This is a genomic window from Saccharopolyspora sp. NPDC045941, assembly GCF_056431445.1.
Genome location: NZ_JBWKKU010000022.1, coordinates 19,583 through 31,696, shown reverse-complemented (window position 1 = coordinate 31,696; position 12,114 = coordinate 19,583). Strand labels below are relative to the sequence as shown.

Annotated in this window: 11 protein-coding genes; 8 read left to right on the top strand and 3 right to left on the bottom strand. The window is 72.7% G+C overall.

Annotated features, from left to right (window positions below; genetic code table 11):
* Positions 1–44: 44 nt before the first annotated feature.
* The gene (locus AC07FN_RS19380; protein WP_358580918.1) at positions 45–803 is read right to left on the bottom strand and encodes a site-2 protease family protein; all 759 of its coding nucleotides are present in this window, start codon (positions 801–803) and stop codon (positions 45–47) included.
* Positions 804–1,370: 567 nt separating this feature from the next.
* Between AC07FN_RS19380 and AC07FN_RS19375 the strand changes: the two genes are divergently transcribed.
* Together AC07FN_RS19375 and AC07FN_RS19370 are read left to right on the top strand one after the other, a co-directional pair.
* The gene (locus tag AC07FN_RS19375; protein WP_165968123.1) at positions 1,371–1,601 is read left to right on the top strand and encodes a WhiB family transcriptional regulator; all 231 of its coding nucleotides are present in this window, start codon (positions 1,371–1,373) and stop codon (positions 1,599–1,601) included.
* Between the two features lie 100 nt (positions 1,602–1,701).
* Positions 1,702–4,782, top strand: coding sequence for a glycosyltransferase family 2 protein (locus AC07FN_RS19370; RefSeq protein WP_478396858.1), 3,081 nt, complete (start codon positions 1,702–1,704; stop codon positions 4,780–4,782).
* 69 nt (positions 4,783–4,851) lie between these two features.
* Here AC07FN_RS19370 and AC07FN_RS19365 read toward each other — a convergent pair whose 3' ends face one another.
* On the bottom strand, positions 4,852–5,322 hold the full coding sequence (locus AC07FN_RS19365; protein ID WP_478396857.1) for a carboxymuconolactone decarboxylase family protein: 471 nt from the start codon (positions 5,320–5,322) through the stop codon (positions 4,852–4,854).
* A 47-nt stretch (positions 5,323–5,369) separates the two neighbouring features.
* On the opposite strand from AC07FN_RS19365, the gene pdxR reads away from it, so the two are divergent.
* Positions 5,370–6,794: a MocR-like pyridoxine biosynthesis transcription factor PdxR gene (pdxR, locus tag AC07FN_RS19360; protein ID WP_478396856.1), complete on the top strand. Its 1,425-nt coding sequence runs from the start codon at positions 5,370–5,372 to the stop codon at positions 6,792–6,794.
* Here pdxR and AC07FN_RS19355 read toward each other — a convergent pair.
* A complete protein-coding gene (locus tag AC07FN_RS19355) occupies positions 6,778–7,251 on the bottom strand; it encodes a metallopeptidase family protein (protein ID WP_168585257.1) in 474 nt (157 codons plus the stop codon). The genes pdxR and AC07FN_RS19355 overlap by 17 nt on opposite strands.
* Positions 7,252–7,490: 239 nt before the next feature.
* Here AC07FN_RS19355 and AC07FN_RS19350 point away from each other — a divergent pair, with 239 nt between their 5' ends.
* The 5 genes from AC07FN_RS19350 to manA all read left to right on the top strand — a co-directional run bounded on the left by AC07FN_RS19350 (position 7,491) and on the right by manA (position 12,030).
* Positions 7,491–7,850, top strand: coding sequence for a DUF3499 domain-containing protein (locus AC07FN_RS19350; RefSeq protein WP_093267119.1), 360 nt, complete (start codon positions 7,491–7,493; stop codon positions 7,848–7,850).
* 107 nt (positions 7,851–7,957) lie between these two features.
* Positions 7,958–9,307, top strand: coding sequence for a phosphomannomutase/phosphoglucomutase (locus AC07FN_RS19345; RefSeq protein ID WP_478396855.1), 1,350 nt, complete (start codon positions 7,958–7,960; stop codon positions 9,305–9,307).
* Positions 9,308–9,378: 71 nt separating this feature from the next.
* Positions 9,379–9,594 (top strand): Trm112 family protein, encoded by a 216-nt coding sequence (locus AC07FN_RS19340; RefSeq protein WP_478396854.1) that lies wholly within the window; start codon positions 9,379–9,381, stop codon positions 9,592–9,594.
* Positions 9,595–9,599: 5 nt separating this feature from the next.
* Complete coding sequence (locus AC07FN_RS19335) at positions 9,600–10,679, top strand: SIS domain-containing protein (RefSeq protein WP_478396853.1); 1,080 nt, start codon at positions 9,600–9,602, stop codon at positions 10,677–10,679.
* 106 nt (positions 10,680–10,785) lie between these two features.
* A complete protein-coding gene (gene manA / locus AC07FN_RS19330; protein ID WP_478396852.1) occupies positions 10,786–12,030 on the top strand; it encodes a mannose-6-phosphate isomerase, class I in 1,245 nt (414 codons plus the stop codon).
* Positions 12,031–12,114: the final 84 nt, after the last annotated feature.

Sequence of the window (12,114 nt, the reverse complement as noted above, 5' to 3'; positions counted from 1 at the left end):
CGCGCCCGGGCGTGAACCTGGTGACGGTCCAGCAGGCGGACGCATCACAGGAAACCGAAGATGCTGCGGAACATGCTCTGCCCCAGGTAACTGTGCAGCGTGTCGCCGCCGACGAGGTCGAAGACGAAGTACGCGAGCCCGAAGAACGCCTGGCCGACGAACGGCACCCCGATCAGCAGCAGGAACAGCACCAGCGGCGCCCACGGCCGCGCCTTCTCGCCGAACCGCCGCGCCGGGGCGGACAGCCACGGCTCGATCGCGCCGTACCCGTCCAGGCCGGGAATCGGCAGGATGTTCAGCACGAACGCGATCACCTGCAGGAAGGCCAGGTAGGACAGCCCGGCCGCCAGCCCGGTCGGCATCGGCACGATCGCGACGGCGGCGCTGATCAGCAGGCCCAGCACCAGGTTCATCAGTGGCCCGGCCAGCGACACCATCGACTCGGTGCGCCGGGACCGCAGCGCGTGGTGGTTGATCCACACCGCGCCGCCCGGCAGCGGGATGCCGCCGAGCGCCACGAAGATCAGCGGCAGCACGATGCTCAGGACGGGGTCGGTGTAGTGCCGGGGATCCAGCGTCAGGTAGCCCTTGGCGCGCACCGACCAGTCGCCGCCGCGGAACGCGGTGATCGCGTGCCCGAACTCGTGCAGGCACAACGAAGTCGCCCAGCCGCCGAGCACGATCAGCACCACGCCGCCGACCCGGGCGGCGTTGTTCTCGAGCGTGGCGAGCACGCCGCCCAGCACGGTCAGCCCGACCAGGCCGAGGAACAAGGGACTCACTCGAACCGCGGATTTGCTCACGCCCCCAGTGTCCACGAACGACTCGCGGGCCGTCCCCGGCACGGGCGGCCGCGCGGTGGTATCCATGATCATGGGGCCTGCCGATGCTGCGCACGGAGTACCGGCGATGCGCCGAACGCGCCCATCGGGCGGCCTGCGGGGGTTGTCCCCCTACGGAAGGTCTCCGCTTGACCGCAAGGAGCTACACGGGTGTAATCACAGCAGTGTCATTCGTCGCTGAAATGATCGTTCCTCGGGTGGAAACCGGTTGGATGGTCGCAGGCGGCGGCCGACCGGGTACGGGAGACCCGGTCGGGCACGGGTCGATCGAAGTGCCGCCCGCGGTGAGAGGCGGGCGGTGCGGTCGATCGGCGACGGCGCCGCCGCCGTCGAAGCGCGGGGCTCCCGGCCGACGGGGGCCGGGCGACCTGCGATCAGGAGTGCGTCCTGTTCCGGCCCTGGGGAGGGCCGGCGGGAACGGGAGAAATCGGGGGAAACCAAACGATGTGGGAATCAGGAGATAGCCGCCTCGCGGAGCGTGGGGACGCCACCGCGGCGGAACTCGACGTCCTGGCCGAGCTGTTCGAGATGGGCGACGACGAACAGGAATGGCAGGAGCGCGCGCTGTGCGCCCAGACCGACCCGGAGGCGTTCTTCCCGGAGAAGGGCGGCTCGACGCGGGAGGCCAAGCGCATCTGCGCGGGCTGCGAGGTGCGTTCCGAATGCCTGGAGTACGCGTTGCAGCACGACGAGCGCTTCGGCATCTGGGGCGGGCTGTCCGAACGGGAGCGCCGCAAGCTCAAGCGTCGCGCGGTCTGATCGGCCGCAGTTCGTTTCGAGGGGGTTTTCTTCCGCTCCTGGTGCATTACCGTTCAGCGGTAGTGGATCAGGTTAGTGGGAGGGCATTTTGGTCGCGCCGGTGCTGGCGGTGTTGGTCTGTCACGACGGCGATTCGTGGCTGCCGGAGGTTCTCGCAGCGCTGGGCGACCTGACGGAGAAGCCGCGGCACGTGGTGGCCGTCGACACCGGTTCGGCGGACCGCACCGCGGAACTCCTGGCGCGGGCGCGTGGGGACCGAGTCGTCGACGACCTGCTCACGATGCCGCGCGACACCCTGTTCGGCGCCGCCGTCGCGGAAGCCCTGGCGCACGCGACCAAGCAGTGGGCCGATCCGGGGCACTGGTTGTGGCTGCTGCACGACGATTCCGCACCCGAGCCGGAATGCCTGGAGCGCTTGCTGCGCGCCGCCGAGGAGGATTCGGCCGCGGCGCTGCTCGGCCCGCTCGGGTTGGACTGGGCGGATCCCCGGCTGGTGGTGGACGCGGGTCTGAGCACGGATGCCGCCGGGCACCGGCGGACCGGCACCGTACCGTCCGAACTGGACCCGGAACTCGTCGGCGAAACGCCCTCCTCGTCCGGCGTGCTGGCGGTGACCACGGCCGGTGCCTTGGTGCGGCGGGATGTCTTCGAGCAGCTCGGCGGTTTCGACGCGGATCTCGGCGGCAGCGCGGACGTCGACCTGGGCTGGCGGATCAACCTGGACGGGCACGGCGTCCGGTGGGTTCCCGGGGCGCGGATGCGGCATGCGGCCGCGAAGCGCGGCCCCCAAGTGGGGGAGCGGGCCGATCGGGTTCGCACGTTCTTGGTGAACGCGCCGGTGTGGGCGTTCCTGCTGGGCCTGCCGCGGCTGTTCTGCCTGGCATTGCTGCGGATGTGCGGCTTCGCGGCGCTGCGGCGGTGGAGCGAGGCGGGCGCCGAGTTCGCGGTGCTGCGAGATTTGCTCGGCGGGCGGTTGAAACTGCTGGCCGGCCGGGCTTCGCGCGCCGCGACGATCCCGGTCCGGCATGGCGTCCGGGGGCTGTTCACGAGCCGGCCGGCGCGGTTGCGGAACTGGGCGCGCACGTCGTTCGAGGGCCTGGTCCGGGAGCGGGTGCGGCGCGATCTTGCCTTGGGGCGGGAGCCGACGGGCTGGCTCATCAAAGCCGACCCCGAAGCGCCGCGGCCCGACAAGCCGGGCCGGTCGGGGCTGGTCGTGGTGCCGGTGCCGGACATCGGGGCGCCGAAGCCGTCGCCGTTGAAGCGGGACGCGATCCGGCGGGACCTGCTGATCGTGCCGGTCGACCGCTGGCGAGTGCTGCGCGAACTGGTACTGACGCCGCCCGTGGTGCTGACTGCGTTGCTGGTGCTGTTCGCCCTCGTCACCAATGGACTGATCGCCGACCGCTTCGGGGCCGGTCTGCAAGGCGGCCGGATGCTGCCGGTGGCCGATCTGGCGACGACGTGGCGCGACTACCTGGCGGCCTGGCACCCGGTCAACGGCGGCACCGGCACGCCGGCTTCCCCGTCGCTGCTGGTGCTGGCGTTGCTCGGCACTGTCCTAGGTGGACCGTCGGTGGTGGCGTCGGTGCTGCTGCTGTTCGGCGCTCCGCTGGCAGGCCTCAGTGGCTACCTCGCGACGCGCGCTCTCCCGGTGTCGCGTCTGCGGCGAGCCGTCGCGGCCGGTGCTTACGCCTTGCTGCCGGCGGCTTCGCTTTCCGCCGGGCAGGGCCGGTTGGACGTCGTGGTCGCGCACATCCTGGTTCCGCTGCTGCTGGCCGGGATCGTCTCGGTGCTCGGGCAGTCCGGCGGGAAGTGGTTGGGAACGGCGTGCCTGACCGCGCTGGGCCTCGCGGTGCTGGGCGCCTTCGCGCCGTTGCTGCACATCGCGTTCATCGTGCTGACCCTGATCGCCTTCGTCGTGCTGCCGAGCGCGGGTTCGCGCGATCGGCGCCGGGTGGCCGGGCTGGTCGCGGTGGCGCTGCTGTCCGTCGCGTGCCTGCTGCCGTGGCCCGCGGTGCTCCTGCACCACCCGCAGATGTTGTTGCACGGCCTAGGTGCGCGGATCACCGAGACCCCGGCGGGTGCCTGGCTGCTGGCGCTGAGCCCGGACGGGTCGCCGGCGAGCCTGGTCGGCGCGTTGTTCGCGCTCGCTGCGGTCGCCGCGCTGGTCACCGCTTGGTCTCCGCGGATGTTGCCGGGCGCGGCCGTCGCGGTCTTCGGCTGGGCGCTGGCCGCGATGGTGGACAACCTCGCCGCCGAACCGATCACCGGCGGCCCGAGCACGACCGGCTGGACCGGCGGACCGCTGGTGATCGCCGCGGCCGGGTGCGGGTGGATCGTGCTGGTGGCGCGGAAACCGCGCGTGCCCGGCAAGGTCCTGCTGCCGGCGCTGGTGGTCGGCCTGCTGGGGCTGACGACCGGTGCCGCGTTCGCGACGGTCGGCGGGCCGCTGCGAGCCCAGCCGACCATCGCGGCGGATCTGCCCGGTTCGCTGCTGGTCCTCGACCCCGGGCCGCAACCCGCGCGGCTCGTGGACGGCACCGCGCCCCGTTTCGGCGACGACGACCTCACGCCGGTCGGCACGGCCGTCGACTGGCTCCGCCGGGTCGACGACGACCTGCAGTCCGGCGATCCCGCGCGGACGCGCGCCGCGCTCGCGGCGTCGGCGGCTCGCGGCGTCGGTTTCATCGCGGTGCCGGACGATTCCCGGCTGCCTGCAGTCGCTGCGGGGCTGGTCGCCGAGCACGGGCGGCTGCCCGACGGGCGCCGCGTCCTGCGGCTGCTGCTGCCGAACAGCCCGGTGGAGCTGCTCGGGCCGGACCTCGCGCGGCAGGCGCGCACCGAGCCCGCGCCGACACCGGAGGCGAGGCCGTTGCAGGTGGCCGCCGGGCTGCCGCTGTTCACGGTCCGGATGTCCGAGGGCGGTGCCGGCCGGGCGCTGGTCCTCGGCGCGGAGAACGAGCCCGGCTGGTACGCCCGGATCGACGGCCGGACGTTCCCGCTGGCCACGGCCTGGGGCCACCAGGTGGCGATCCCGCTGCCGGAGAACGCCGCCGAGGTCCAGGTCGGCTACACGGAGGTGCCGCGCACCGCGTTCCTCGGCGTGCAGTTGGCGTTCGTCCTGTTCGCCCTCGTCGCGGCTTTCCCCGAACGCCGCCGCGCGAAGCCCAGGAGCACCTGAGCCGCGGCGCCGCCGGGTGCGGGATTTTCCCAATTGCGCCGAAGAATTGGGAAAAACCGGTCCGGATCGTCAGGCGGCGGTGCGCTCGTCGGTGCCCGGGACCTTCGCCGTGCTGAGCGCGATGCGGTTCCAGGTGTTGATGGTGAAGATCAGCGCGAGCAGCCGGGCCAGCTCCGGCTCCGCGAAGTGCTCCGCGGCGCGGGCGTAGACGTCGGCCGGCACGCCGCCCTGGGACACCAGCGTGACGGCCTCGGTCAGCTCCAGCGCGGCCAGCTCCGCCTCGGTGAAGAAGCCGCGCGCCTCACGCCACACCTGCACCATGTGCAGCCGCTCTTCGCTCTCCCCGGTCTTGCGGGCGTCCGTGGTGTGCATGTGCAGGCAGTACGCGCAGCCGTTGAGCTGGGAGGCGCGGATCTGGACGAGCTCGACCAGCGCGGGGTCGAGGCCCTCCCGCGCCGCGGTGTCGAACCCGATCAGGGCCTTGAACGCCTTCGGCGCGGACTTCGCGAAGTCGAGTCGCTTCGTTTCGTCGTTCGTCATGCGCTCCACGCTATGGCGCGAATCGACCGGTCGTAGAGTGCATTCACGTGACAGAATCTTGGGTCAATTCGGCCGAGCGGACGGGCAGCGACCTGCACCTGGACCTGTCAGGCCCGGGCAGTCGCCGCTCGGTGCTCATGGGTGCTTTGCGGGACGCGATCCGGTCCGGGCGGCTGGCGCCGGGCAGGCGGCTGCCGCCGTACCGCTCGCTGGCCGCGGACCTGGGCCTCGCCCGCAACACCGTCGCCGCCGCCTACGCCGAGCTCATCGCGGAGGGCTGGCTGACCGCCCGACAGGGCTCCGGCACCCGCGTCGCGCAGCGCGCCGAACCGCGCAAACCAACCCGTGCTCCGAAAGAGGCGCGAAGTGTCGCCGAGCCGGTCCACAACCTGCGGCAGGGTCAGCCGGACGCCGCATCGTTCCCGCGCACCGCCTGGCTGGCCTCGGCCCGGCGAGCCATCAACGCCGCGCCGAACGAGGCCTTCGGCCCCGGCGACCCGCAAGGCCGGCCCGAGCTGCGGCGAGCGCTCGCCGACTACCTCTCGCGGGTCCGCGGGGTGCGGGCGCGACCGGACCAGATCGTGATCTGCTCCGGCTTCGCGCACGCGCTACGCCTGCTGTTCCCCGGTGTCCTGCGCGGACCGCTCGCCGTGGAGTCCTACGGCCTCGCCTTTCACCGCGAACTGCTGCACCAGGCGTCGATCAAGACCATCCCGCTCGAACTCGACGAGCACGGGCCCCGCGTCCACGAACTGCCGTCCCGCAAGGGAGTGCGCGCGGTGCTGCTGACGCCCGCGCACCAGTTCCCGACCGGCGGCCCGCTGCATCCGGCCAGACGCGCCGCCGTCGTCGACTGGGCCAGGGCCCGTGACGGGCTGGTCCTGGAGGACGACTACGACGGCGAGTTCCGCTACGACCGCGAACCGGTGGGCGCGGTGCAGGGCCTGGACCCGGATCGCGTGCTGTACATCGGCTCGGTCAGCAAGAGCCTGTCGCCGGCGGTTCGGCTCGGCTGGATGGTGCTGCCCGAGCACCTGGTCGACGACGTGCTGGCGGTCAAGGGCGAACGGGAGGCCTGGGCCAGCGTCCTCGACCAGCTCACCCTCGCCGACTTCGTCGACTCCGGGCACTACGACCGCCACGTCCGCTGCATGCGCCAGCGCTACCGCCGCCGCCGCGACCAGCTCGTCGCGAGGCTCCTCGAACGTGCTCCGCACGTCACCGCGACCGGCGTCGCCGCAGGCTTGCACGCCGTGCTTCGCCTGCCCCCGGGCTCCGAGCGCTCGGCTGTCGCGGCCGCGGCCCGGCGGGGCCTCGCCCTGGACGGGCTCGCCGGTTTCCGCCACCCGGACGCCGCGATGCCCGCGATGGACGGGCTGGTCGTCGGCTACGCCACGCCGCCCGAACACGCGTACACGTCGGCACTGGACGCGCTGGTGGAGGCCTTGGCGGAGGTCACTGGCCTTCGATGACGTCGGGGTCCAGCCCGAGGTAGGTCGCGACCTGCTCGACGAGCACGTCGTGCAGCAGGTCCGCCATGTCCATGCCGTCGCGGGCCCGCGCTTCCAGCGGCCGCCGGTACAGCACGATGCGCGCCCGGGTCGGCAGGCCGCGCCGGTCCACGCCCGCCGGGACGAGCCGGGCCAGCGGCACGTTGGCGTCCACCACCACGTCGTCGTCCCAGACCAGCTTCTCCGGGGTGGTGCTGGTGATCTCGGGTACCTCGTCGACAGCCACGTCGAGCTGGGTCAGCTCGGCGTGCCAGCGCTGTTCGATCGGTTCGAGCGCCTCCAGCACCAGCGCGTCGAACCGCTGCGAACGGCTGCGCGATACCGGAACCGAGGACGGGTACAGCGGTCCGCGCAGGCCACGGCCCCGCCGGTCCCGGCGGAAGCGGCTTCGACGCCGAGATCCACGTGCGGTCACCACGGGCCGAGGGTACGCCTTCGGCGGTCAAGGTCGGGACAAGCGTCGGGAGGATTCGCGTTCCGCCACCCGCCATGCCCACGCCGGGCCCCGAAGACGGGACAACCCGCGCAAATCGACCACCGCGCCGCCGGCTGTTCGCGCAGAGCTGACTGCCGGAAACCGGTGCTCGCGCGGGCTGTCGCGAGCGGTTTCCGCGTGCCTGCGCCGCGCGCCGGAGCGAGGGCGCTATCGTGCGTGTCGTGCGGAGCGTGAGGCGTTGCTCGCGGACCGGGTGTACCAACCCGGCCGTCGCCACGCTCACTTATGCCTACGCGGACTCCACCGCGGTCGTCGGCCCGCTCGCCACCTACGCCGAACCGCACAGCTACGACCTGTGCGAAGCGCACGCGCTGCGGCTCACCGTGCCGAAGGGCTGGGAGGTCGTGCGGCACGAAGGCGAATTCGCGCCACCGGAACCTTCCGACGACGACCTGACCGCGTTAGCGGAGGCCGTGCGGGAAGCAGGTCGGCCGGACCGGCCGGTCGAGGCCCAGGGCCTCGCCCCGGGTGGCAGCCGGCGCGGACATCTGCGCGCCCTGCCCGATCCGATCGACGAGTGAATAGATCGTGACGAACAGCTCGCGTGTGTCGAGCTGGCGCCACCGCGTCCTCGATCGCCGGTAGGCTTCGAGCCACGTCGTCGGACGCGGAACGGGGAGGGTGCAGCGTGCGGGACCTGTCGGGGATCGTCAAGGCCTACGACATCCGCGGGGTGGTCGGTGACGGCCTGGACGCCGACGTGGTGCGGGAGATCGGCGCCGCCTTCACCCGGCTCGTGGGTGGCCCGGCGGTGGTCATCGGACACGACATGCGGGAATCCTCGCCGGGATTGGCCGCGGCGTTCGCCGAAGGCGTCACCGGCCAGGGTGTCGATGTGATCAACATCGGGCTGGCCAGCACCGACATGCTGTACTTCGCCTCGGGGCGGCTCGACCTGCCCGGCGCGATGTTCACCGCCAGCCACAACCCGGCCCGCTACAACGGCATCAAGCTGTGCCGCGCCGGGGCCGCCCCGGTCGGCCAGGACAGCGGCCTGTCCGAGATCCAGGAGCTGGTCGCGCACGGCGTGCCGGAGTTCCTGGGCGCCAAGGGCGCCACCACCCATCGCGACCTCGTCGACGAATACGCCGCCTTCCTGCGCGAACTGGTCGACATCAGCGGCATCCGCCGGCTGAAGGTCGTGGTCGACGCCGGCAACGGGATGGGCGGGCACACGGTGCCGACCGTCTTCGACGGCCTGCCGATCGAGCTGGTGCCGATGTACTTCGAGCTGGACGGCACCTTCCCCAACCACGAGGCCAACCCGCTCGACCCGGCGAACCTGGTCGACCTGCAGGCCAAGGTCCGCGAGGTCGGAGCCGACGCCGGGCTGGCCTTCGACGGCGACGCCGACCGCTGCTTCGTGGTCGACGAGCGCGCCGAACCGGTCTCGCCGAGCGCGATCACCGCGCTGGTCGCGGTGCGCGAGCTGGCCAAGGAGCCCGGCGGGACGATCATCCACAACCTGATCACCTCCAAGGCCGTGCCCGAGATCGTCTCGGGGCACGGCGGCAAGCCGGTGCGCACCCGCGTCGGGCATTCGTTCATCAAGCAGACGATGGCCGAGACCGGGGCGATCTTCGGCGGTGAGCACTCCGCGCACTACTACTTCCGCGACTTCTGGCGCGCCGACTCCGGCATGCTCGCCGCGCTGCACGTGCTCGCCGCGCTCGGCGGCCAGGACCAGCCGCTGTCGGAGCTGATGACCGACTACTCGCGGTACGCCGCCTCCGGTGAGATCAACTCCACGGTCGACGACCAGCAGGCCCGGATGCGCGCCGTGGCCGAGGCCTTCGGTGACCGCAATGGCGCTCGTGTGGACGAGCTCGACGGGCTTACCGTGGAGCTGGCGGACGGCTCCTGGTTCAACATTCGCCCGTCCAACACCGAACCGCTGCTCCGGCTCAACGTGGAGGCAAGGGACACTGACGCGATGGCCGCGCTGCGCGATGAGGTGCTGGCAGTCGTCCGAGGATGACGACCCGGCGTCGCCGCGATGGCAGGAGTGCGTGCCCCGCGAGGTCGGCGCGGGTGAATTTGGGAGGAAAAGTGGCCGTTGACCTGCAACCACAGCTGTTGGAGATCCTGGCATGCCCGTGCCCGGAGCACGCGCCGTTGCGGCCGGGGCTCGGCGATGACGCGCAGGCCGACTACCTGACCTGCACCTCCTGCGGCCGTGGTTTCCCGGTCCGGGACGGAATTCCGGTGCTCCTGCTGGACGAGGCGGTCGGGGGGCTGGCCCCCGGCGCGGCCGGGGAGGGGTGACGTTCGTGCTGGACGACAGTCTCTTCGACGACCCGGCCAGGCTGGCCGATGTGGATTCCGGCGGCCTGCTGCGGCTCGCCGCGCTCTCCGGGGCGCAGGTCCGGGCCGCGGTGGAGAGGGCGGGCGAAGCGGACCTGGCCGAGCTCGCCGACGGGCGCCCGCGCGCCGTGGTGCTGCTGGCGCGCCCCGGCGTCGGCCCGGGCGTCTGCAGCCTGCTGGCGGCCCTGGCCGGGCCGCGGTGCCCGGTCCCGCTGGTGATCGCCGAATCGGTCCCGGCGTGGGTCGGCGCGCTGGACGTCGTCTTCGCGCACACCGACGACGTCGGCGACGCGGCGCTGGCCGAGTCGGTCTCGGTGGCCTGCCGTCGCGGCGCGTCGGTCGTGCTCGCCGCCCCGGCCGACGGCCCGGTCGCGGCCGCCGGTGCGGGCCGCGCCAAGCTGCTCCCGCCGAGCATCCCGGTGCCACCGGCGCTGTCGTTCGCACACGTCTTCGCGGCTGGGCTCAGCATGCTCGGCGCCCTCGGCCTGCTCCACTTCGACGCCGAGAGCCTGGCCGACGTGCTGGACCGGGAAGCCGAACGCGCGCACCCGAGCCACGAATCCCTGGTCAACCCCGCGAAGTCGCTGGCCCTGCGGCTCGCCGACCGGGCCCCGCTGCTCTGGGGCCTCGACCCGGTGTCGACGGCAGTGGCGGCGCACGGCGCGTTCGCGCTCGGCTGCCACGCAGGCGTGGCCTGCGGCGTCGCCGACTACCCGCAGGCGGCCACCGAGCGGGCGCTGCACCGCGCCGCCGCCGCGGTCGGCTCCGAGGCGGATCTGTTCGCCGACCCCGAGGACAACCCGGGCGCGCTGCTGCGCGTGTTCCTGGTCAGCGCGCGGTACGACGCGCGGGGGGAGGCATTCGAACGAGCCGCGACGCGGGACCTGCCCAGCGCGGACCTGGTCACGCCCGGCGAGTCGGTGGGCGACGACGCCGTGCTGCGGTCCGCGGCGCTGGCCGCCCGGTTCGACCTGGCCGCCGTGTACCTGGGGCTGGCCGCCGGAACCTTGAACGGGCCCGGCTGGCCGGCGATGGCGGTTCACTGAGGGAAAGTTCAGGGGATGCCCCGATGCCGCCCGCCGGTCCGGCGCGGTGTGCTGTGCTGGGCGTCGGGCACGAGCAGACGCTAGGACGAGGAAGCGAGAATCGACTGTGGAGCTACTGCGGAACGCGGTGCGCCCCTATGCGTGGGGCTCGCGTACCGCTATTGCTGATCTGCTCGGTCGGCCCGTCCCCACGCCGCACCCCGAAGCCGAGCTGTGGATGGGCGCCCACCCGGGTGACCCGTCGCGGGTGGTCCGGTCCGGCGGGGAAGAGGTGTCGCTGCTGTCCCTGCTGGACAGCGATCCGGCGCACCACCTCGGCCCGGCGTGCGTGGACCGCTGGGGTGGCCGGTTGCCGTTCCTGCTCAAGGTGCTCGCGGCCGACGAGCCGCTGAGCCTGCAGGCGCATCCGTCCGCGGCGCAGGCGGCCGAGGGCTTCCACCAGGAGGAGCGAGCGGGCATCGCCCGCAACGCCCCCAACCGCAACTACCCGGACCCCACCGCGAAGCCCGAGCTGATCTGCGCGCTGACCGAATTCCACGCGCTGGCCGGGTTCCGCGACGCGCAGCGGACCGTGCGCCTGCTCGACGAGCTCGCCGTCCCGAGCCTGCGCGCCCACCGCGAACTGCTGGCCGCGCAACCCGATGCCGACGGCCTGCGCGCCCTGTTCACCACCTGGATCACGCTCCCCGAGCACTACCTGCGCGAGGTGCTGCCGGACCTGCTGGAAGCCTGCGTGGCCCACGTGCGGGAGCACGGCGAGTTCGGGCTGGAGTGCCGGACGGTGCTCGAACTCGGCGAGGCGTACCCGAACGACGCCGGAGTGCTGGCCAGCCTGCTGCTGAACCGGATCGTGCTCCAGCCCGGCGAAGCGATCTTCCTGCCCGCCGGGAACCTGCACGCCTACCTGCACGGCACCGGCATCGAGATCCTGGCCAACTCCGACAACATCCTGCGTTGCGGCCTGACGCCCAAGCACGTCGACGTGCCCGAGCTGCTGCGGGTCCTCGACTTCGCCTGCGGCGACATGCGGGTGCTCAAGGGCGAGTCGCTGGACGCCAACCTGACCGCCTACCGGACGCCGGCCGACGAGTTCGAACTGTCCAGGCTGGACTGGACGCCGGCCGAGGGCGGCGCGGTCCGGCTGGACTCGCCCGGGCCGCAGATACTCCTGTGCACCAGGGGACGCGTCCGGCTGACCAGCGGCAACGGGTCGCTGCCGCGCGAGCTGGTGCTGGAACGCGGCCACTCGGTGTGGCTGGCGGCATCCGACCCGGCGGTGGAGGTGCACCCGGTGGAGCTCGACGCCGACGGCAGCGCGCAGGTCTTCCGCGCCGCCGCGGGCGTGTTCTGAGGTCGCCCGGTTCTGCGGACCTGATCCCCCGGCGCGGGGCCAGCGGGTAGATTTCTCCCGTCATCGGGCCGGGCACCGGCCTCC

What these genes read in the sequence shown, in the direction of transcription:
- AC07FN_RS19365 (WP_478396857.1), bottom strand. Translation starts at nt 5,322, where the DNA reads ATGACGAACGACGAAACGAAGCGACTCGACTTCGCGAAGTCCGCGCCG.
- AC07FN_RS19375 (WP_165968123.1), top strand. Translation starts at nt 1,371, where the DNA reads ATGGGCGACGACGAACAGGAATGGCAGGAGCGCGCGCTGTGCGCCCAG.